At 67.8% G+C, this 20,366-nt stretch carries 21 protein-coding genes; 11 read left to right on the plus strand and 10 right to left on the minus strand.

Annotation, left to right across the window (positions count from 1 at the left end; translation table 11 throughout):
* A partial coding sequence (locus tag GV790_RS21665; protein ID WP_306043337.1) for an SbcC/MukB-like Walker B domain-containing protein occupies positions 1-2,551 on the plus strand: 2,551 nt, incomplete at its 5' end.
* An 87-nt stretch (positions 2,552-2,638) separates the two neighbouring features.
* Here the strand turns inward: GV790_RS21665 and GV790_RS21670 are convergent.
* From GV790_RS21670 to GV790_RS21680, 3 genes are all read right to left on the minus strand, one after another.
* Complete coding sequence (locus GV790_RS21670; protein ID WP_256673449.1) at positions 2,639-3,007, minus strand: hypothetical protein; 369 nt, start codon at positions 3,005-3,007, stop codon at positions 2,639-2,641.
* 451 nt (positions 3,008-3,458) lie between these two features.
* Positions 3,459-3,758 (minus strand): hypothetical protein, encoded by a 300-nt coding sequence (locus tag GV790_RS21675; protein ID WP_163815454.1) that lies wholly within the window; start codon positions 3,756-3,758, stop codon positions 3,459-3,461.
* A gap of 61 nt (positions 3,759-3,819) precedes the next feature.
* The gene (locus GV790_RS21680) at positions 3,820-4,176 is read right to left on the minus strand and encodes a hypothetical protein (protein WP_163815456.1); all 357 of its coding nucleotides are present in this window, start codon (positions 4,174-4,176) and stop codon (positions 3,820-3,822) included.
* 167 nt (positions 4,177-4,343) lie between these two features.
* On the opposite strand from GV790_RS21680, the gene GV790_RS21685 reads away from it, so the two are divergent.
* Complete coding sequence (locus GV790_RS21685; RefSeq protein ID WP_163815458.1) at positions 4,344-5,627, plus strand: helix-turn-helix domain-containing protein; 1,284 nt, start codon at positions 4,344-4,346, stop codon at positions 5,625-5,627.
* Here the strand turns inward: GV790_RS21685 and GV790_RS21690 are convergent.
* Positions 5,617-6,333: a Type 1 glutamine amidotransferase-like domain-containing protein gene (locus GV790_RS21690; protein ID WP_163815460.1), complete on the minus strand. Its 717-nt coding sequence runs from the start codon at positions 6,331-6,333 to the stop codon at positions 5,617-5,619. The two genes, GV790_RS21685 and GV790_RS21690, sit on opposite strands and share 11 nt — an antisense overlap.
* 242 nt (positions 6,334-6,575) lie before the next feature.
* A complete protein-coding gene (locus GV790_RS21695) occupies positions 6,576-7,487 on the minus strand; it encodes an MmyB family transcriptional regulator (protein WP_309139023.1) in 912 nt (303 codons plus the stop codon).
* Between the two features lie 130 nt (positions 7,488-7,617).
* On the opposite strand from GV790_RS21695, the gene GV790_RS21700 reads away from it, so the two are divergent.
* A complete protein-coding gene (locus GV790_RS21700; protein ID WP_163815462.1) occupies positions 7,618-8,034 on the plus strand; it encodes an SgcJ/EcaC family oxidoreductase in 417 nt (138 codons plus the stop codon).
* A 102-nt stretch (positions 8,035-8,136) separates the two neighbouring features.
* Here GV790_RS21700 and GV790_RS21705 read toward each other — a convergent pair whose 3' ends face one another.
* Both GV790_RS21705 and GV790_RS21710 read right to left on the minus strand, forming a co-directional pair.
* A complete protein-coding gene (locus GV790_RS21705) occupies positions 8,137-8,694 on the minus strand; it encodes a M15 family metallopeptidase (RefSeq protein ID WP_163815464.1) in 558 nt (185 codons plus the stop codon).
* Between the two features lie 303 nt (positions 8,695-8,997).
* Positions 8,998-10,677 carry a fumarate hydratase gene (locus GV790_RS21710; protein ID WP_163815466.1) on the minus strand — a complete coding sequence of 560 codons (1,680 nt, stop codon included), beginning with the start codon at positions 10,675-10,677 and terminating at the stop codon, positions 8,998-9,000.
* A gap of 249 nt (positions 10,678-10,926) precedes the next feature.
* Between GV790_RS21710 and GV790_RS21715 the strand changes: the two genes are divergently transcribed.
* Positions 10,927-11,397 (plus strand): MarR family winged helix-turn-helix transcriptional regulator, encoded by a 471-nt coding sequence (locus GV790_RS21715; protein WP_163815468.1) that lies wholly within the window; start codon positions 10,927-10,929, stop codon positions 11,395-11,397.
* A gap of 51 nt (positions 11,398-11,448) precedes the next feature.
* Here the strand turns inward: GV790_RS21715 and mftD are convergent, their stop codons facing one another.
* The gene (mftD, locus tag GV790_RS21720) at positions 11,449-12,660 is read right to left on the minus strand and encodes a pre-mycofactocin synthase MftD (RefSeq protein ID WP_163815470.1); all 1,212 of its coding nucleotides are present in this window, start codon (positions 12,658-12,660) and stop codon (positions 11,449-11,451) included.
* Positions 12,657-13,358, minus strand: coding sequence for a mycofactocin biosynthesis peptidyl-dipeptidase MftE (gene mftE, locus GV790_RS21725; RefSeq protein WP_163815560.1), 702 nt, complete (start codon positions 13,356-13,358; stop codon positions 12,657-12,659). The genes mftD and mftE overlap by 4 nt, the downstream gene beginning before the upstream one ends.
* A gap of 65 nt (positions 13,359-13,423) precedes the next feature.
* Between mftE and mftR the strand changes: the two genes are divergently transcribed.
* The 7 genes from mftR to GV790_RS21760 all read left to right on the plus strand — a co-directional run bounded on the left by mftR (position 13,424) and on the right by GV790_RS21760 (position 19,216).
* Positions 13,424-14,089, plus strand: a complete 666-nt coding sequence (gene mftR / locus GV790_RS21730; protein WP_163815472.1) for a mycofactocin system transcriptional regulator — start codon at positions 13,424-13,426, stop codon at positions 14,087-14,089.
* A gap of 86 nt (positions 14,090-14,175) precedes the next feature.
* Positions 14,176-15,069 (plus strand): STAS domain-containing protein, encoded by an 894-nt coding sequence (locus tag GV790_RS21735; RefSeq protein WP_014351608.1) that lies wholly within the window; start codon positions 14,176-14,178, stop codon positions 15,067-15,069.
* A 10-nt stretch (positions 15,070-15,079) separates the two neighbouring features.
* On the plus strand, positions 15,080-15,466 hold the full coding sequence (locus GV790_RS21740; RefSeq protein ID WP_014351609.1) for an STAS domain-containing protein: 387 nt from the start codon (positions 15,080-15,082) through the stop codon (positions 15,464-15,466).
* A gap of 22 nt (positions 15,467-15,488) precedes the next feature.
* Positions 15,489-15,869, plus strand: a complete 381-nt coding sequence (locus tag GV790_RS21745) for an anti-sigma regulatory factor (protein WP_036537652.1) — start codon at positions 15,489-15,491, stop codon at positions 15,867-15,869.
* Positions 15,862-16,488, plus strand: coding sequence for a SpoIIE family protein phosphatase (locus GV790_RS21750; RefSeq protein ID WP_280213405.1), 627 nt, complete (start codon positions 15,862-15,864; stop codon positions 16,486-16,488). The genes GV790_RS21745 and GV790_RS21750 overlap by 8 nt, the downstream gene beginning before the upstream one ends.
* A 16-nt stretch (positions 16,489-16,504) precedes the next feature.
* On the plus strand, positions 16,505-18,790 hold the full coding sequence (locus tag GV790_RS21755) for a SpoIIE family protein phosphatase (protein WP_163815474.1): 2,286 nt from the start codon (positions 16,505-16,507) through the stop codon (positions 18,788-18,790).
* A gap of 84 nt (positions 18,791-18,874) precedes the next feature.
* Positions 18,875-19,216: an STAS domain-containing protein gene (locus tag GV790_RS21760; RefSeq protein WP_163815564.1), complete on the plus strand. Its 342-nt coding sequence runs from the start codon at positions 18,875-18,877 to the stop codon at positions 19,214-19,216.
* Positions 19,217-19,311: 95 nt separating this feature from the next.
* Here GV790_RS21760 and GV790_RS21765 read toward each other — a convergent pair whose 3' ends face one another.
* A complete protein-coding gene (locus GV790_RS21765) occupies positions 19,312-20,352 on the minus strand; it encodes an LLM class F420-dependent oxidoreductase (protein WP_163815476.1) in 1,041 nt (346 codons plus the stop codon).
* Between the last annotated feature and the right edge of the window lie 14 nt (positions 20,353-20,366).

Here is a 20,366-nt window from a genome sequence, read left to right on the forward strand (position 1 = left end):
CACCCGCACCGACCCCCGCGACGGCCGCCCCGGCGCCCCGCTGTGGCAGCTCGTCCGTTTCGCCGACGACGTCTCCGCCGACGACGCGGCGGGGATCGAATCGGCGTTGGCCGCCGCCGGCCTGCTCGACGCCTGGGTCTGCGCCGCCGCCGACCGGCCGGCGGTGTTCGAATCGGAGCTGTTCCTCGAGCCGCTGCCCGACGCCGCGCGTCCGACCGGCCCCACCCTCGCCGACGTACTGGTCGTCGAGGACGATTCCGAATCGCTCACCGTGCCGCGTGCCGAGGTCGCCGCCGTCTTGGCCTCCATCGCGCTGGGTGCGGGCCCGGCCGGAGCGCTCTCCGTCACAGCGCTCGGCTCCTCCGCGGATACCGGCTCCGACCCGGGTGCGCCTGCGCACTCCGGGTCCGCGGACGCCGGACCGGACACGGTCGGTTCGTGCGCCGTCGCCGTCTCCGGGCACTTCCGACTCGGCGTTCAGCTGGGCCGCCACCGCAAACCGCACGCCGAATTCATCGGCACCACCGCACGCGCGCGCAGACGTGCGGCGCGCATCGCCGAACTCGACCAGGCCATCGCAGCGGCCACCGCCGCGCAGCGCGCCGCCGCCGACGACGAGGCCGAGGTCAACGCACAGTTGACGCGGATCACCGCTGCCGCCAAAGCGTTGCCCCGCCCCACCGGCGTGACCGCCGCGCTGCGCGCGGTATCCGAATGCGCCGGCATGCTGCGGTCCACCACCGAATCCGCCACCCGAGCCGAGGCGGATCTCGACCATGCGGTAGCGCAGGTATCGGCGGCGGAGAAGGCGCTGCGCACGGCCGCCGCCACGCACCGCACCCCCCGCGATCCCCGCGAGATCGACGCCCTGGCCGCCGCGATCCGGCATTTCGAGAACACCGGCAGCGGGCTGCTGCGGCTGCGCGCCGAACACGAGCGCGATCGGGAACGCGCACGGGAGGCGAGCGACCGTCACGGCGAGGCGCGTGACCTGGCCGAGGCGTTCGCCGAGGAAGCCGAGGCCGCGCGGGCCGGGTTCGAGGAACAGTCCCGCAAACTGGAGACCCTGCGCGAATCGCTCGGCGCGAGCGCCGCGGATATCGACCGCGAGCTGGAGCAGGCCCGCGAACGCATCGACGCGGCCAGGGCCGAGCAGAAGGCCGCGCGCAAAGCCGCCAACGCGGCGATCGAAGCCGTCGGCGACGCGGAGGCCGCCTACCGCACCGCCCACGAAGCGCTGGGCACCGCGCTGACCGAGGTGCTCGCCGATGTGCGCGCGCTCGCACCCTATGCCCAGCCCGATCTGCTGGCACTGCTCGGCGCGAACACCGAATGCCGTTGGCCCAGTAGTGAAGCCGCCTGGTCCACGCCGGATCAGCTGCTGTACCGGATCGCCTCGGCGGGACCGGAATCGGAGCCTGCGGTGTTGCCGACGGAGGTGACCGAACTCTTCGCCGAACTGCGCACCGCCACCGAATCGATGCGCGCCACCGAGGCGGGCCGCAAATCCACCCGCAGCGCGGTCACCACCGCGCTGCAAGAGTTCGACGCCGCCCTGGCCGCCTCCGGCCGCGACTATCGGGTGCACTGGGACGCCGCCGATGGTGTGACCGTGGTGCGCGTGCACGACGAACACGGTGTCGCCCCGCTGGCGGACTTCGCGACCCGCGTCGACGCCGCCCGCCGCGATCAAGAGCTACTGCTCACCGATGCCGAACGCCGTATCCTCGAAGACGCCCTGCTCACCGGGTTGGCCCAGCAGATCCACGAACGCACCAGCGATGCGCGCGAGCTGATCAGCCGGATGAGCGCGGAGATGAAGCAGCGGCGGATGTCCTCGGGCAATACCATCGGCGTGCATTGGCTACTCGCGGACGGTTTATCCGACGCGGCACGCGCGATGTGCAAACTGCTCGACCGCGATACCTCGGCGCTCAGCGCCGATGATCTGGCCGCGATCCGGGCCCATTTCGCGTCCGAGATCCGGGCCGCCCGCGCCGCCCACCCGGAACGCTCCTACCCCGAGATCCTCGCCGCCACCTTGGATTACCGCACCTGGCGGGTGTTCTCGTTCACCCTGATCTCCGCCGACGGCACCGAGGACCGCCTCACCGTCGCCCGGCACAGCGCGCTGTCCGGCGGCGAGCAGTCGGTCTCGCTGCATCTGCCGCTGTTCGCCGCCGCCCACGTCATGCTCGATTCCGCCGACCCGCAGGCGCCGCGCCTGCTCGCCCTGGACGAAGCCTTCGCCGGCGTCGACGACAACGGCCGCAGCGAACTGCTCGGCCTCAGCGTCCAATTCGACCTCGACCTGTTCATGACCGGCTACGACCTGTGGATCACCTACCCCCACGTCCCCGCCTGCGCCCACTACGACCTCGCCCACTCCACCGCCGAGAACACCGTCAGCGCCACCCTCCTGGTCTGGGACGCCGGCGACCTCCTCGCCGAACACGACGGCACCGACCTCACCACCGCCCTCCACTCCCCCAACCGGCGGCGGTTGGCGCATTCGATTCACGGGGGGTTGCCGTTGGAAACGGTGGGGTGAATCGCGCGCCCCTGCCGAGACCGGCAGCACCTCATCGCGGTGCCGGTGTGGTGTCGCGCCTGATCGGTGTCCGGGGCCGCGGTCGGGCTAGTGGAGGCGTATCCAGCTCGGATCGGGCAGCACGGTCGGTCGCTGGTCGGTGTACCAGGCGTACTCGATCCCACTCAACCAGCCACCTTCGACCCACAGAATGACCTCACCGACCGGCGTACCGTGCCCATCGCTCACCGCGCCGTCGGCGAAGATTCCATCCGGACACACCGATGCCGGCGCCACACCGGGCTCCACCTCCAAGTCGACGCTGGGCGATCCGACGCCCCAGGTCGCAACCACCCGCGCATTCGGCACTTGCTTCAGATACTCAGCCGCCCCCGGTGTGCCGGACGACAGCAACTTCCTGACGACTTCGACCTCCCGATCGGTCAATGCTCGCGGCTGAATAGGGGTGTTGCTCATCCGTCCCTCGCTCTCGCGCGATGTCTCGCAGGCCGGCGCATTCGAGCGCATCCAGGTGTTCGGGACGCTGAGCGGGCCTTCGGCCTCGAATACCGTTGCTGTCAGCGCGTATCGCAGTTCGGTCCCCGAAAACCATGCGCAATTCCTCCCCGTCCATGCCGTGCAGTATGCACGCGGGGTACGACAACGTTCGGCGGGCGGCCACCGACAAAGTACTGTTCGCCCGCATATGAGCGACAACTGATCGCGTTGTCGCTCGTTTGTCGCTCATATGCGGGCGAACAGGTACTTCGGGAGGAGACGAGCTGCTCGCAGATCCGGCAACGACGGAGCCACGCTCATCCCAGCGACCGCGCGCGCTCTCATTCCCCACCCGGCCGCCAGATGGCCAGCACCAGCACCAGCAAGGGCACTCCGACCGCCACCGCAAACCCCGCAACATCCCACCCGCTCACCGTCCCGACCCCACTATCGACCACCTCGCAAACGAAAGCCGCGGCAACACCACCTCCACATCGGCAATCTCCATCACCCGATTCAATTCCAGCGGCCCCAGGTGCTCCGGCGCAGGCATGATCACTACCTCGGCCCCAGAATTACGCACCTGATCCACCACCGGAAGCACCGAAAAACCAGGCCACACAATCGGATACCCGAGCCGCCGAGCCAGCCGCTGAACCTGCGCGGCATCCCATTCGGGTGAAGTGCTCACGTCGTAATTGATCCAGCCGAACGCAACCGGATTTGTCACCCGTATCCCCCTGTCGTGTCGGTCGGTACCGAAGCCAAACCGTGCAACCCGCGCGAGGTCATCACTTCGATCGCCCCGTTGCGCCCCGATGCGCGAGAACGAGGGCGTCGATGACCACCGTTGCCAGCGGCAAGTCCCCGCGCGAAGGCGGACGCACCCACAGCGCCTCGCCAAGGTGTGCGGGCATGGTCACGCCTGCCACGCTGCCCACGGACAGAATGATCCGCCCGGTACCGGAGTCGACCGTGCACGGTAAGCCGCACGTGCCGCGATAAAACTCGCACCGGACCGTCGACGCATCACCGACTTCTGATGTGACCGTCCCCACCTGGCGATTAACGCCGACGTTCACGGAGGCCCTCAAAGCCCAATCGCCACTACCCGTGGCCCCATTCTCGATCTGGAGCTGCTCGAACATGTCGCCTTCGCACCTCACTGAGAGTTCGTCGCTGCTGACTGAATGCACTGCCATCCGCCTCGTAAATGCCTTCGGCACTGCGTATCTCACCCGCAAGTTTGTGTGCTTGACTGGTTGGAGTCGATCGGATCCGCGTGTGTGTGAAGAACTGTCAAGAGGTGACGGCCATGCCCGACAACGCCGAGATCGGTGCGGTACTGCGTGATCTGCGAAAGTCGCGGCATCTGACGTTGGCCGTGGTCGCACGGCACGCGGGATGCGCGGAATCGCTGGTCTCCTACATCGAGTCCGGGCGCCGCCAGCTACACCCCTGGCTCGCCACCAAGTTGGACGAGATCTACCGCACCGGGGGCGTCATCACCGCCCTGATGCGTGATGAGAGGCCGAGTGTTAGCGGACCCAGGGACGAGGTATCTCAGAAAGACACCCTCGTTGTGGAGCTACCCGAAGGAGGTGGGCTGATGCCGCTTTCGCGACGGGAGCTGCTGGCGTCTCTAGGTGCGGGAATCGGTACCGGGCCGCTGCTGCGCATGTTCGAGAGCGCCATCGAGAAGGTTTCGATCGGCGACAGTACCCTGCAAGCTTTCGATGATGCTTACGCCGGCTATCAGACCGCCGCACGCAGCCTGCGACCTTCCGCGCTTATAGACGGTTTGACCGGGAGCGTCGCAATTCTGGATGGATTACGCCGTCGCACTATGGGGCACCGGCGTAACGAACTTCTCCGCATGCAGGCCCGATACGCTGAATCGCTGAGCTGGCTCAGCGAGGAAGCTGGAGATCTCACCGCCGCGATGTACTGGATCGATCGCACCAGCCAATGGGGCCTTGCGGCAAATTGGCGAGAGATGTCGGCGTACTGTTTCGTTCGCCGCTCGATGATGGCCATCAGCTTCACCAGCGACGGTCACCGGGCGGTGGACAATGCCAGCGCCGCGTTGAACATGAACGGGGTATCGCCCCGCATCCAGGGTTTAGCCGAGAAACAGATCGCATTTGGCCATGCACTGACCGGCGACGAGAGCGCCAGCAACCGAGCTCTCGACCGTGCCATGCACCTGCTGGCAAAACCGACACGCGAGGACGACGCGCTGCTCGGTCAACGTAGCGTGGTTGACGACGACCTTTTCGCAATCTTCAGCACCACCTGCGATATCTACCTCGGTCTAGGCCAGAGTGTTGTGCCCCTTCTTCAACCGCGTTTGGCATCACTGTCGACCTCATCCGTCCGCACCGCAACCATCACACGCGCCAAACTCGCACGCGCATACGCCAACGCAGGCCAACCCGATGAGGCCGCACATTTTGCCCTTGCGGCATTGGATGACATCGACAGGATCGGGTCATTGTCGGCGCGCAGCGAACTTCGACGAGCGTTACCAAATTTGAGCCGATGGCGTGGCCGCGAGGACGTGCAGACTGTTATTCGGCGGCTGATACCTACCGTTTGAGCCGGTTGACTTCGAGTGGCTCCTCCGCGACCGTCCCATCCGATCGACGCGAGATCTTGTACGCCTTCGCATTGTTTCTGTCACTAATCGCGGTCAAGAATTCCCGGCCGGAAAAATGCAGTCCCACGCCCGCGTCCGTAGCAAACCCATCTGCCAGGACCCCCGACGCGACGCATTCTCGAAAATGTTCCCGCCGGTCGCCATAGTGCACAGCGTTCGAAAAGGGAAGGAACCCCAAACCATCCACGAACGGCCGCAGATCGCCGAACGAGTCAGTGGTGCCACCGTCGAACCAGCAGGCCGACCCGGCCGACTCACCGCCGAGAACAATCCCTCTCTGCCAGCATTCTCGAAGTACCGCATCCAAACCATGAGCACGCCAGACTGCCAGCAGGTTGACCAGGCTTCCCCGGTCGACCCAGATCACATCCTGCCGAAACAGGTGTTCCGAGACGTCAGGCACGTTGGGCTTATCGAATAAGGCAAGGTGACTTGCCTCGACCTCCTTGCCGGCAAAGGCCGCATAGAAGGCATAGATACTGGCCCGATCATCTCCGGTACCTGTCGATATGAAACACAACTTCGGCCGCGACGGATTCCCCGCCAACTGGAAGGTGTAGCGGAATACCGGCGAAGGTTGCCACGGCTCGCGCGCCCGGTTGAAGCCCATGGATGTCGCCAGGATGGTCGGATACTCAGCAGGCACGAACACGAATCTACCCAGCCATCGAGCCGGCACACACCTGCCGCAAGTACAAGGATCGTGCCGTCAGTAGCGGTACCGGGCGGTGAACGGGTCACGTTCGATGTCACTGATCGAGCGCACGACCCGCAAGGCGATTTGCGATCGGTATTGATCCAATGGCCGAGGTCTTCGAATCTGACCTTCGCGAAGGTGACTTTCACCCCGGCTCTTCCGCAAGCCGCTCCATGTCGACCTCGACCACCTCACCGGCTTCGAGTTGAGCGATACCCTGAGCAAGGCGTGCCGCGTTGGCGGGGGACCGCATCAGATAGTGGGAGTTGTGCACTGTCACCGACCGGGAGTCCTCCGGCGCCGGCCAGGTCGTGCAGGACCGCTGCGGTGGCCTCGTCCAGCGGGTAGAACAGCTCGATGGCGAGTTCGGCGAAGGTGACGTCGGAGGGGGCGCCGAAGGTCATGGTGGTGCTGAACATGCACAGCTCGCCGGCAGCGGTGCGGATCCGGACCGGTATCGAGAACGGGCTCGGGGTCACCTCGTCGATCGTCTCGTCGGGCTCGGCGGGCAGCGGATAACGGGATACCTCGTCGTAGAGATCCCGCAGGGCCGGATCTCCGGTCGCGCGCACCTGCCCGATCAGGCGCTCCAGCAGATACTTTCGGACCTGCCGGTAGTTGACCATCCGAGCGGGCGACGCCGGCCCTTCCGGGTACAGGGCGATGCGGTACACATTGGGCGGCTCGGCGGCCACTTCGTCGGCGATCGCGGTGCCGAACAGTTGCATACCGCGATTCGCGGTGATCACGTTCCAGTACCGGTCCACCAACACCGCCGGGTACGGCTCATGTGCCGCGAGCATGGTCTCCCAGGCGGTTCGCGCCGATGCCAGCTCCGCATCGTCGAGCGGGCTCTCCCGGTATTCCGGCGGGAATCCCGCGGCGAGCAGGACCGTATTCCGCTCTCGCAGCGGCACGTCCAGCGCCGCGCAGAGCTTCAGCACCATCGCCCGGCTCGGCTGCGACCGGCCGGTCTCGAGATAGGAAATGTGCCGCGACGAACTCTCGGCGGCCAGGGCGAGCTCGAGTTGGCTCAACCGTCGCCGGAGCCGCCACTGCCGCAACAACGCCCCGACCGGAGAACCCTGGTTACCCTGTCGCACCACCGCAGACTAGCGATCCTGCCCGCGCCGACCCAATCGGTCCATGACCTGTCGGGTCATTGAGCACGCGGTCACCGCCCTGGCAGCCTCGTCGCCGAGCCCACCGGGCCGATCAGCGAGAGGAACAACCATGACCGACGATGTGACCACCGAGAAAGAGCTGTGGACGCTGCTGCACGCTCAGATCCAGGCATGGGCGGCCGCGGACGGCGCCGCCTTCGCCGACACCTTCACCGACGACGCCGTCTTCGTCTCCGTCATCGGCGAATACATCCCTGGTCGCGCGGCGATCGCGGCAGCCATGCAGGAAGGGTTGAACGGGTTCATGAAGGGCACCCGGATGCCCGAACCCGAGGTGCTGAACCTGCGCTTCCCGGCGCCGGATACGGCGATCCTGATCACCACGGCCGGGCGGCCCGCGCCACCGGACACGGCACCGGATCCGGAGGAGAAATCGATCCAGACCCGGGTGGCTGTGCGCCGCGAGGGGCAATGGCTGTTCAGCAGCTTCCAGAACACCCGCATCGGCGGTTTCCCACCCTCGTGAGCTCACCTCGGCTGCCGTCGCGGGGGCGGAGGGTCGACCCCCGCCGTGGTGGACTCAGTCGTCGGCCACCAGGCAGCTAGCGGCTTGGGCTCTGCATGCCGCTCAGCGCATGCTGGCGTCGGGTACTCGGGGTGGGCAGGGGGTTCCGGGGAAGGTGGCGAGCTCGAAATGCCACCATTCGTTATCGAAGGTCCGGCACAGTCCCCACCGGTTGCCGTTGGCTTCCAGCCAGCGCGCGCCTTCGATGGGGCCCACGTCGATGGCGTTGCCGGTGACGTGGGTGGATTCCTCGGGCGGCAGCACCCAGCGCCGGGCTTCCTCGGGGCTGCCGTGGGTGCGTACACCTTCCTCCCATAGCGCCTGTTGTTCGGCGAGCGTGCGATGGCCGGAGGTGATGGACAGTGGCACGCCGGCGGCGTGGGCTTCATCGGCGGCCATCGTGTAGGCCAGGGCCAGCAGGGGGTTCAGGCCCTCGGTCCCCGCGGCGGCGATCGGCCAGACGAGGACGGCACCGGCGGGCGGGGACGCGGGCTGCGCCGCGGGCGCGGCCTGCACCGAGGGCGCGGCAACGCTGACCGCGACGGCGAACGGCGCCACCGCGGCCGCGATCGCCCGCCGCGCCGACCGGCGCCTGATCCGTGTTTCCCTGGTTGGCCACATAGCCGTCGATGGTAGCGCGACACGCCGAGAGTCCCAGCTCACGCCCGCGCCGACGCGACCAGGCAGAACAACTTGAAACGGCAACTGTCCACAAGGTTATCCACGTGTTGTGGATCACAATGCCCACGCGGCAATGGTTTTCACCTTCGCCCGCCTCAAGGGCGTTGACCTCCAGGAATGCCGAATTCAACCGGACAGGAAGGGGCTGCGGCGCAAGCGGATCCGCTCAGGATCGTGCTTGTCCACAGCCGATCCCCATCATGTGCATAACCTATGACTCGCCCGAGTCCAGGATGTGGGAGCTCAGACCCGTTCCTTGGAGCGGGTGCGTACGCGCAGCGCGATCGGCTTCTGGGTCTCGGCGAAGAAGTCGTTGCCCTTGTCGTCGACGACGATGAACGCCGGGAAGTCCTCGACCTCGATCTTCCAGACTGCTTCCATACCGAGTTCGGGGTATTCGAGCACCTCGACGTTCTTGATGCAGTCCAGCGCCAGCCGCGCGGCGGGGCCGCCGATCGAGCCGAGGTAGAAGCCACCGTGCTCCTTGCAGGCCTTGGTCACCTGGGCCGAGCGGTTGCCCTTGGCCAGCATGACGAAAGAGCCGCCCGCGGCCTGGAACTGGTCGACGTAGGAATCCATGCGGCCCGCGGTGGTCGGTCCGAAGGATCCGGAGGCGTAACCCTCGGGGGTCTTGGCCGGGCCGGCGTAGTAGACGGCCATATCGCGCAGGTAGTCCGGCATCGGCTCGCCCGCGTCGAGGCGCTCCTTGATCTTGGCGTGCGCGATATCGCGGGCGACCACCAGCGGCCCGGTGAGCGAAAGCCGGGTCTTCACGGGGTATTTCGACAGCTCGGCGCGGATCTCCGACATCGGCCGGTTCAGGTCGATCTTCACCACGTCGCCGCCGAGGATGTCCTCGGTCTGTTCGGGAAGGTACTGGGCCGGTTCGGTTTCCAGCTGCTCCAGGAACACCCCATCCTTGGTGATCTTGGCCAGTGCCTGCCGGTCGGCCGAACACGACACCGCGATGGCGACCGGGCAGGACGCGCCGTGGCGGGGCAGGCGCACCACGCGCACGTCGTGGCAGAAGTATTTGCCGCCGAATTGCGCGCCGATGCCGAACTCGCGGGTGAGCTGGAAGACCTCTTCCTCGAGTTCGAGGTCGCGGAAGGCGTGGCCGGTCATCGAGCCCTCGGTGGGCAGATTGTCCAGGTAGTGCGCGGAGGCATATTTGGCCGTCTTCAAGGCGAATTCGGCGCTGGTGCCGCCGATGACGACCGCCAGGTGGTAGGGCGGGCAGGCCGCGGTGCCGAGCGAGCGGATCTTCTCGTCCAGGAACTCCAGCATCCGGGTGGGATTCAGGATGGCCTTGGTTTCCTGGTACAGGAACGACTTGTTGGCCGAGCCGCCGCCCTTGGCCATGAACAGGAACTTGTAGGACGGGTCGGCCGGATCGCCGGGGTTGGAGTACAGCTCGATCTGCGCGGGCAGGTTGGAGCCGGTGTTCTTCTCGTCCCACATGGTGAGCGGGGCCAGCTGGGAGTAGCGCAGGTTCAGCTTGGTGTAGGCGTCGTAGACGCCGCGGCTGATCCATTCGGCGTCGTCGACGCCGGTGAGCACGCCCTCGGACTTCTTACCCATCACGATCGCGGTGCCGGTGTCCTGGCACATCGGCAGGATGCCGCCGGCGGAGATGTTGACGTTCTTGAGCAGATCGAGCGCGACGAACCGGTCGTTACCGCTGGACTCCGGATCGTCGATGATCTTGCGCAGCTGGGACAGGTGCGCGGGCCGCAGATAGTGGCTGATGTCGTGCATCGCCTCGGCGGTGAGCATCCGCAGGGTCTCCGGCTCGACCTGGAGGAAGGTGCGGCCGTTCTGCTCGAAGGTGCTGACGCCTTCGGTGGTGAGCAACCGGTACGGGGTGTCATCGGCACCGATCGGCAGCAGGTCTGAGTAGCGGAAGTCCGGCGCGGCGGTCACTGAAGCGCACTCCTTCGGGCAAAGTGTCGGGCTCGGCAACAGCCACGGCTGGACTGAAGCACAGCGAGCCTAACGACCGATCGGCACCCGGCCTGCGGTTAGGCAACCCTATCCAAGGCGCACCACACTGGGATCGGCCACAAAAGGTTGCACGTTCAACCCCAGGGGTGCTAACTCTCGTTTCAGCAGGTATCGCGCGGTGCGCCGGTGCGCGGACCTGACCCGAACCGCCGGAATTGGAGCACCAACGTGACCGACCCCCACTGGCTCGATGACGTCGAGATGCGGGCCTGGCTGGGATTCGTCCGGACCCGCGACCTCATCGCGGCCGCTGTCGGACGCGATTCGACGCGGGAATCCGACCTCACCTACGTCGAGTATTCGGTCCTCGCCTACCTCGCCGAGGATCCCGAGCACTGTCTGACCTTCGCCGATCTGGCGGCGAAGCTGGAGTGGTCGCAGAGCAGGCTTTCCCATCAGATCACCCGGATGGAGCGGCGCGGGCTCGTGACGCGAGCCCCGATTCCCGACGATGCCCGGCGCACCGCCGCCCGACTGACCCCGCGCGGGTTCGAGGTGCTGACAACCGCGGCGCCCGCCCATGTGGAGAGCGTGCGCAGACACATGATCGACGTCCTCGATCGCGAGCAGTTGACGGCACTGGCCGATATCTACGACGTCCTGCTCGAACACCATCGCGCCTCGAACGGGCACCGGTAGGCCGGCTCACCACGGGTGAGCCGGCCTTTCGTCTCTCCGGCGGGATCCGGTTCAGGCGGGGTTCGAGACCGCGGCGTCGAGCTCCTTCGCGGCCGGAACACCGAGGGCGCGTTCGAATCCGGCGGGCACCACGATGTCGCTGCGGTCCAGCTCGGTGATGCTGGTCTTGCGCAGCCCGAGCAGCGCCGAGTCGATGCCGCCGCGCAGGATGTCGAGCACGTTCTCCACCCCGGCCTGCCCGTTGGCGGCCAGACCCCACAGGTAGGCGCGCCCGATCATGACCGCGCGGGCGCCGAGCGCGACGGCCTTGACGACATCGCTACCCCGGCGGATACCGCCGTCGAGCAAGATCTCGATCTCCGAACCCACCGCGTCCGCCAGCACCGGAAGAGCCCGAATGGCGGCGGGGGTGCCGTCGAGGTTGTTGCCGCCGTGGTTGGACACCGAGATGGCGGCCACGCCCGCGTCGACGGCGCGGTGGGCGTCGTCGACGCGCATGACGCCCTTGAGCATGACCGGACCGTCCCACTGCTGGCAGATCCAGCGCACATCGTCCCAGTCGGGAGCCGGTGTGCCCATCCACTCGCCGTAGGCGCCGAAGAAGCCGGGCGCGGGCGCGTCACCGACAGCCATATTGGGTGCGGTGAGGTCGGGCAGCGTGCCCGAACGCACATACGTGCTCAGCCAGCGCGGCTTGACCAGCGTCTGCGGCGCAAACTTCATCATGGTGCGCAGGTTCAGCGATTCCGGGATCACCGGGCTGCCCCAGTCGCGGCCGTGCGAGAACGACCAATCGAGGGTCAGGATCAGCCCGACCGCGCCCGCGGCCTTGGCCCTTGCCATGCGCGCGGAGATCTCGTCCTTGCTGCCACACCAGTACAACTGGAAGAAGGTCGACGGATTGGCCGCGATCACCTCTTCGATCGGCTTGCTGGCGAACGAGGACAGGCCCATCGCGGTGCCACGCGCGGCGGCGGCACGAGCGACGGCCACCTCACCGTCGGGGTGCACCGCTTGCACGCCGGTCGGCGAGATCAGCACCGGCATCGAAATCTGCTGGCCGAGAACGGTGGTCGATTGATCGCGTTCCCCGATCGGCCCGGCGACGTGCGGCGCGAAACCCAGTTCGGCGAAGGCGGCCTGATTGTCCTCGATGGTCTGGCCGCGTTCGGAGCCGGCGATCAACGCGCCGTACACCGACTTCGGCAACCGCTTCTTCGCGCGCCGCTGCGCTTCGGCGACGGTCTCGAACCAGGGGTTCATGGCTGGGTCCTTTCAGGGGAGGTCACCGGCCACCACAGCCGGGTCTGGTCGGTCAGTTGGGTGATCAGTTCGGTGAGCAGGGCGGCGCCCTCGGGCGCGGTGGCGCCCGCCGGATCGCCGAGCACGCCGTTCGCACTCACCGCGCGCACTCCCCCGCTGCGCAGCAGCGGCAGGATCTGCGGCAGCGGCCGGGTGTCGCCCGCCTCGGCCCGTCCGGTCCGGACTCGTTCGGGCGAAAGCGCCAGTTGCAGTGCGGTTTCGGTGCGTCCGGCGTGCGGGTCGCCGTCGTAGCGCGGCAGGAACAGGCGCACATCGCGAGATTCGGTGCGCAGCAGCGCCACCGCCCGCCGCAGCGGCTCGACATTGCCGCCGTGCCCGTTGACGAGCACGATCCGGTCGAAGGAGTCGGTGGCCGAGCGGCACAGCTCCACGATCAGCAGTTCCAGCGCGGCAGCACCGATCGACAACGTCCCGGGAAAGCCGGCGTGCTCGCCGCTCGAGCCGTACGGCACGGCGGGGGCGACGAGCACGTCCGAGCGCCGCGCGGCCAGGCCGGCACACAGCGCGAGCGCGATGTCGGTGTCGGTGGACAACGGCAGATGCGGGCCGTGCTGTTCGGTCGAGCCGATGGGCACGGCGAGGATCACACCGGCGGCGACATATTCGCCCGCCTCGGTCCATGTGAGATCCGCCATCATGGCGCCGACATTAACGTCACTCACTGACATAATCAATAGGCCGCCGGGCCGCATAATCAATAGCCGTGACGGCACACAGCACCCGAGGGCGCCCGCGCGGCACCAGCAAGCGCGAGCTCGAACTCATCGCCATGCGGCTGTTCAGCGAGCAGGGCTTCGACGAGACCACCGTCGAGCAGATCGCCGCGGCCGCCGGCGTCAGCGGCCGCACCTTCTTCCGCTATTTCCCCAGCAAGGCCGAGGTGCTCTGGTACCAGTTCGACGCCGAGGTAGAGGCGCTGCGCGAGGCGTTCACCACCGTCGACCCCGACATTCCGATGATGACCGCGGTGCGCCGGGTGGTGGTCAACGCCAACCGCTACCGCGCCGAGGACGTGCCCGAATTGCGCACCCGCATGCAACTGGTCGCGACCGTGCCCGCGCTCGCCGCCACCGCGGGCGCCCACTACGACGCCTGGGAGCGCACCGTCAGCGCCTTCGCCGCCACGCGCCTGGGCCAGCCCGAGGACGCGCTGATCCCGATGGCCGTCGGCCGGGCCACGCTCGCCGCCGCCCGCGCGGCCTTCGATGCCTGGCTGACCCGCGCCGATACCGATCTCACCGTCTACCTAGACGAGGTGCTCGCGGCCCTGGAACACGGCTTCGCGTCACCAGCAGGGGCCGACGGTGACCGACACCACGAGGCGACAGCACGACCTGGTGGTTTCGACGGCACGACGGCTGGGGTATGACTAGGCTCGAAATCGGCACGCAGCCGAGCGCAACCCAGGCCGACCAGCGCGGCCCGACAGACCCGTCGAAAGGGGCACGAGTTTCCATGTCCGAGGTGTCCATGAGCCTTTCGGCGGACTCACTGGCCGCAGGACCGGTCGACAATCTGCTTCCGCAGCTGGTCGAGCACCTGCGCCAGAACCGCACCGTGCTGCGGGAAGAGTGGGCGCGCCGCATCACCGATGCCCGCCTGCTGACCGCCATGACGCCGGAGGAGATCTTCTCCGAGGCCACCTCGATCTTCGACAACTACGTCGAGGTGCTCGAGACCGGTAGCGTCGAAGCGCTGCAGGCCTACGCGCGCGATCTGTCCGAGCGCATCATTCCCCGAGGCGTCGAGACCGACGAGATCCTCGGCATCGTGCTGCTGCTGCGCGACGTGCTGGCCCGCTCGCTGTTCGAGAAGTACCAGTCGAACTTCGAACTGCTCAACGACGTCCTCGACGCCTACGAACCGGCCGCCAACCGCATCGCCAACACCGTGGGCGTGTCGTTCGTGCAGGAACGCGAACGCGTCATCCGCCAGCAGCAGGAAGCCATCCGCGAGCTGTCCACCCCGGTGCTGCAGGTCCGTGAGCAGCTGCTCATCCTGCCGATCATCGGCGTGCTGGACAGCCAGCGCGCCCGCCAGCTCACCGAGCAGCTGCTACGCGCGATCCGGGCCAACCGCGCCAAGGTGGTCGTCATCGACATCACCGGTGTTCCCGAGATCGACCAGACCGTGGCCAACCACCTGGTGCAGACCGTGGACGCCTCCGGCCTGATGGGCGCCAACGTCATCATCACCGGCCTGTCCTCCGATATCGCGCTGACCCTGGTCACCATCGGCCTGGATCTGTCGAAGATGAACGCCGTCGGCGACCTCCAGGGCGGTATCGAGGAGGCCGAACGGTTGCTCGGCTACGAGATCTCGCGCGTTTCCGAGCGCGGCGGGCGTTGATCAGCCGCCCATGCCGGTTCCGATTCTCAAACAGGGCACATATCTCATCGCGTCGGTGCAATCGGCACTGACCGATGCCGATACCGAGCGCCTCCAGGACGACCTGATGACCCAGGTCAGCAAGTACCGGGCGCACGGCATCATCGTCGATGTGACCGCGATCGACGTGATGGACTCGTTCGCGGCCAGATCCTTGCGCACCATCGCGCATATGACGCAGTTGCGCGGCGCTCAGACCGTCATCGTCGGGCTGCAACCCGAAGTCGCGTTCGCCATGGTCCAGCTCGGCCTCACCTTCGAGGACATGCACACGGCCCTCGACCTGGAAGAGGGCCTGGCCTGGCTGAACAGCAATGTCCCTGCCCGGCGGCGAGACGGTCGTGACAGTGGCCGCTGAGGACAGAGTCATCGCGGTGAAAATGTCCAACGACATCGTCACCGCTCGTCAGGCCGGACGTGAACTGGCCGAACAACTCGGCTTCTCCCTCACCGACCGCACCATGATCTCCACCGCCATCTCCGAGGTCGCGCGCAACATCACCAGCTACGCGGGCAGCGGCGAGATCCGATTACTCGTCGACGAACGCGAGGGCCGCCAGGCCCTGGTGGTGCAGGCCAGCGACAACGGGCCGGGCATCCGCGATATCGCCCGCGCCATGGAGGACGGTTACTCCACCGGGCTCGGGCTCGGTCTCGGCCTGCCGGGTGCCAAACGACTCATGGACCGGCTCACGGTCGACTCGGGTCCCGGTCGCGGCACGTTGGTGGAGATGTGGAAGTGGGTACCCAACGGTGCATGATGACGGGTTCATCGGCCGGATCGAATGGGCCGTTGCCGGTCGCGCCTTACCCGGACAGCAGATCTCCGGCGATCGGTGCGTCGTGCTCGATACCGGCGCCGGGACCGCGCTGTTCGCCGTCCTGGACGGGCTCGGCCACGGCGAGGCGGCCGCGTCGGCGGTCGATCGCGCCGCCCGAGTGCTCGCCGACCATCGCGGCGAACCACTGGACGAGCTGATGGTGCTGTGTCATCGGGCGATGGCCGACACCCGCGGTGCCGCGGTATCGCTGGCGCTGTTCGGCGCGGATTCGGTGCAGTGGCTCGGCGTGGGCAATGTCGACACCCATCTGTTCACCGCGGGGCCCACCGGGCCCGCGATCAGCGCGACCGTATTGCAGACCGGCGGCATCGTCGGCTATCGGCTGCCGCCGCATCTGCAGCCGCAGACCGTCGCGGTGCGGCCAGGAGATCTGCTGTTGATGTCCACCGACGGCGTCGTCATCGATTCCGGCACCACCGTCGACCTGTCGACCTCGGCGGTCGACATCACCGCCGCGCTGCTGGACAACAACGCCAAAGACAGCGACGACGCCCTGGTCCTCGCGGCCAGGGTGCGTGGCGTGAACGGAACCTCATGAGCGGTGGGTGCCGACGATGAGCACGGTCCTGGCCGCCTTTCTCGACGACTACGCCGACGCGCTGCGGCGCCATCTGCGCTCCCCCGCACACGACAGCCTCGCCGAGGGCCATGAGCTCGGACGGCGGGCGCTGGTCGAGGGCATCAGCCTGCTCGACCTCACCGAAAACCACTACCGCGTGGTCAAACAGGTGCAGGCCGAATCGGGCGGGCCGGGCACCAGCGCGCTCGAGGAATCGGCGCTGGAATTCCTGTTGCAGACCCTGATCACCCTCGACGTCGCCACCCGTGGTTATCTCGACGGCACCCGCCGCTACGAGCAGCAACGCTCGCGCGCCGACGATCTGGCCGGCCGCGACGAATTCCGCACCGCGCTGGTGGAATCGTTGCAGGACGGGTTCTTCGTCGCCGATGCCCGCGGCACCATCATCGAGGTCAACTCGGCCTTCGGTGAGCTGACCGGATACGGCGCCAACGAGGTGCCGTACGCGCTGCCGCATCCGTGGTCGCTGCCGGAGGGGCAGCGCTATCCCGATCTCGGCACCGCCGCGCTGCGCTTCGTCACCCAGATCCGGCATCGCGATGGCCGCGACCGCTGGCTCGCGGTCAGCACCAGCACGCTGGTCAAGCCCGAGGGCAACGAACGGATCTTCGTCGGCACCATTCGCGACGTCACCGCCGAGCACGACGCCCAGGCCCGCGATCAGGCGGCCTCGCGGCTGGCGACGGCGGTGGCCTCGGCCATCAGCGTCGCCGAGGTGCTCGAGGTGGGCCTGGACGAGCTGCGGCGCACCGTCGGCGCGGAGACCGCGGTGGTCGCGGTCTGGCAGACCCGGCAGGGCGAACCCGAAGTGTATGTGTCCGGGGCGGCGGTGGACGCCGAACCCGATGCCGTCGGCGAACCACAGCCGGCGCAGGTCCTCGCCCCCGGAACCCGCGAGCTGCTGGAGCGGGCCAGGCTGCGGCCGGGCCGCACCCTGATCGCGGTACCCGAGGGCGCCGACCGGGCCGAGGGCATCGTCGCGCCGCTCGGTGAGACCGCCGATGCCGCGCTGTGGCTGCGTTTCGCCGCCCCACGCGTCGTCGGCGCCGCCGACTGGACGCTGTTCTCCCTGCTCATCGGCCATCTCAGCCTCGCGGTGCAGCGGGCGCGCAACTTCGACCAGGCCCGGTCCACCTCGCTGACGTTGCAGCGCGCCATGCTCGGCCCGATCGAGCTGCCGCCGCGGTTCTCGGTGCACTACGAACCGGCGCTGCCGCCGCTGGAGATCGGCGGCGACTGGTACGACGTGGTGCCGTTGAAGGACGGGACGATCGGCGTGGTGGTCGGTGACTGCGTCGGCCGTGGCCTGTCGGCGGCGGTGGTGATGGGCCAGCTGCGCACCGCCGCACGCGCCCTGCTGCTGCGCGGGGCGGGCCCCGCGCAATTGCTGGCCGAACTCGACACCGTCGCCGCCCGAATCCCGGGTGCCATGTGCACCACGGTGTGCGCGGCCGTCCTCGACCCGGTCCGCGGGCTGGTGCGCTACAGCAACGCCGGCCATATGCCGCCCATCCTCGCCGACGTCGGCGTCACCGGGCGGATGCTCGAGGGCGGACGCGCGGTACCGCTGGCGACCTTCGATATGCCGCGACGCCCGGAGGCCACCACCCCGTTGCCCCCCGGTGCGACGCTGGTGCTGTTCACCGACGGGCTCGTCGAACAGCGCGGGGTCGACATCTACGACGGGTTCGACCAGATCGCCGATGTGCTGGCCGAGACCCATCAGCGGCTCCCGCGCGAAGTGGCCGACGCGGTGCTGTCCCGGCTGCGTCCGGCGGGCGGCTACGACGACGACGTGGCCATGGTGGTCTACCGGCAGCCGCCGGCGCCGCTGCACGTCGAGGTGCCGGCGAGGGCGGAACAGCTGTCGGTATTGCGGCGCACCCTCAAGGCCTGGCTCACCGCCGCCGCCGTGCCGCACGATCTGGCCTCCGACCTCGTCGCGGCCGCCAACGAGGCGTGCAGCAACAGCATCGAGCACGCCTACCGGGACACCGAGTCGGGCGTGGTCGAGCTGAGCGCGCGCTGCGATACCGAGAAGGTGGAGATCCGGGTCACCGACACCGGTATCTGGAAGCCACAGTCGGCCGATCGCGGGTACCGTGGCCGGGGACTGGATATGATGCGTGCGCTCACCGAAGAGCTCGACATCGACCACAGCGGGTCAGGTACCAGGGTGCGGATGTCGGTGACGTTGCCGGCGATCGCGTTCCCGGTGGCCAACCCGCTACGTGGAACGAACCGACAGGTATCCGGGTGACGATTCGGCAGGATCGCCCGGATCATGGCAGATTGTGATGATGTGACAAACACTTCCGGAGACGCGTATCCCCTCACCGACACGATGACCACCACCGTCGCCACCCGCGACGGGGCGACCGTGCTCACGGTGACCGGGGAGGTCGACCTGGCCACGGCACCCGCCCTGGAGAACGCGATCGACGCGGCCCTCGGCAGCGAGCCCGCGGGCCTGATCATCGACCTGACCGCGGTCACCTTCCTGGCCTCGGCGGGCATGGCGGCCCTGGTCGCCGCGCATCAGCGCGCCGGTGACACCACCGCGATCGCGGTGGTCGCCGATGGCCCGGCCACCAGCCGACAGCTCAAGATGACCAGCCTCGACCAGGTGTTCGCCCTGCACACCACCCTGGACGCGGCCCTGGCCGATCTTCGCGGCGGCAACTGACGTCACCCACAGCACGGGCCCCGCACCGACGATGAGTCGGCACGGGGCCCGTGTGCACGCGCGGCGGGCCCATCCCGATGACGGGCCCGGCGCGATCAGTCGCAGAGTGCGCGCAGCTGCTCGATCAGTGCGACGCGCTCGGCCGGCGTGGCCGCCATCGGCACCACGTTGAGCACGGTCACACCGGCCTCGGCGAAGGCGGCGACGCGCTCCTTGACAAAGCTCGCCGGGCCGACCAGCGAGATGTCGCGCACCAACTCGTCGGGCACCACCTTGGCCGCCTCTTCTTTCTTGCCCGCCAGGTACAGCTCCTGGATACGGTCGGCTTCGGCGCCGTAGCCGTATTTGGTGGCAAGGGTGTGATAGAAGTTCTTGCCCTTGGCGCCCATGCCGCCGATGTAGAGGGCCAGATGCGGTTTCACGAATTCCAGTAGCGGCGTGACGTTCTCGCCGATGGCCAGCGCCGGGCCCGCGTACACATCGAGCGGGCCGAGGGCCGGATCACGCTGGGCCAGACCGGCCGAGAGCGCATCGCCCCACACCTTCTCTGCCTGCTCGGGCAGGAAGAAGATCGGCTGCCAGCCCTCCGCGATTTCCGCCGCCAGCTGGACGTTCTTCGGTCCGAGCGCGGCCAGCAACACCGGAATGCGTTCGCGCACCGGATGATTGATCAGCTTCAGTGGCTTGCCCAGGCCGGTGCCGCGGTCGGCGGGCAGCGGGATCTGGTAGTACTTGCCGTCGTATTCGAGCCGCTCGCGCCGCCACACCTTGCGGCAGATCTCCACCAGTTCCCTGGTGCGGCCGATCGGCGCGTCGTAGGGCACGCCGTGGAAGCCCTCGATCACCTGGGGGCCGGAGGCGCCGAGACCGAGCAGGAACCGGCCGTCGGAGACGAAGTCCAGGCCCGCGGCCGTCATGGCGGTCAGGCTCGGGGTGCGGGTGTAGAGCTGCAAGATGCCCGAGGCCAGCTGGATGCGCTCGGTCTTGGCGGCCAGATAGCCGAGGGCGCTCACCGCGTCGAAGGAGTAGGCCTCCGGGACGAACACGACGTCCAGGCCCGCCCGCTCGAGATCGGCGACCTCGGCCGCGACCTCCTTGAAACCCCCCGAATAATTGATACCCAATCCGATCCGCATAGCACTCAACATAG

It is taken from the genome of Nocardia cyriacigeorgica, assembly GCF_010858045.1.
In the GTDB taxonomy this organism is placed as follows: Bacteria; Actinomycetota; Actinomycetes; order Mycobacteriales; family Mycobacteriaceae; genus Nocardia; species Nocardia cyriacigeorgica_E.

Excerpts from the sequence above, each read along its gene's own strand:
- GV790_RS21705 (WP_163815464.1), bottom strand. The coding sequence starts at position 8,694 with ATGTGGCCAACCAGGGAAACACGGATCAGGCGCCGGTCGGCGCGGCGG.
- GV790_RS21765 (WP_163815476.1), bottom strand. The coding sequence starts at position 20,352 with ATGCGGATCGGATTGGGTATCAATTATTCGGGGGGTTTCAAGGAGGTC.
- GV790_RS21670 (WP_256673449.1), bottom strand. The coding sequence starts at position 3,007 with ATGAGCAACACCCCTATTCAGCCGCGAGCATTGACCGATCGGGAGGTC.
- GV790_RS21735 (WP_014351608.1), top strand. The coding sequence starts at position 14,176 with ATGTCCGAGGTGTCCATGAGCCTTTCGGCGGACTCACTGGCCGCAGGA.
- GV790_RS21760 (WP_163815564.1), top strand. The coding sequence starts at position 18,875 with ATGACCACCACCGTCGCCACCCGCGACGGGGCGACCGTGCTCACGGTG.
- GV790_RS21745 (WP_036537652.1), top strand. The coding sequence starts at position 15,489 with ATGTCCAACGACATCGTCACCGCTCGTCAGGCCGGACGTGAACTGGCC.
- GV790_RS21740 (WP_014351609.1), top strand. The coding sequence starts at position 15,080 with ATGCCGGTTCCGATTCTCAAACAGGGCACATATCTCATCGCGTCGGTG.
- GV790_RS21685 (WP_163815458.1), top strand. The coding sequence starts at position 4,344 with ATGCCCGACAACGCCGAGATCGGTGCGGTACTGCGTGATCTGCGAAAG.
- GV790_RS21755 (WP_163815474.1), top strand. The coding sequence starts at position 16,505 with ATGAGCACGGTCCTGGCCGCCTTTCTCGACGACTACGCCGACGCGCTG.
- mftD (WP_163815470.1), bottom strand. The coding sequence starts at position 12,660 with ATGAACCCCTGGTTCGAGACCGTCGCCGAAGCGCAGCGGCGCGCGAAG.
- GV790_RS21680 (WP_163815456.1), bottom strand. The coding sequence starts at position 4,176 with ATGTTCGAGCAGCTCCAGATCGAGAATGGGGCCACGGGTAGTGGCGAT.
- GV790_RS21700 (WP_163815462.1), top strand. The coding sequence starts at position 7,618 with ATGACCGACGATGTGACCACCGAGAAAGAGCTGTGGACGCTGCTGCAC.
- mftE (WP_163815560.1), bottom strand. The coding sequence starts at position 13,358 with ATGATGGCGGATCTCACATGGACCGAGGCGGGCGAATATGTCGCCGCC.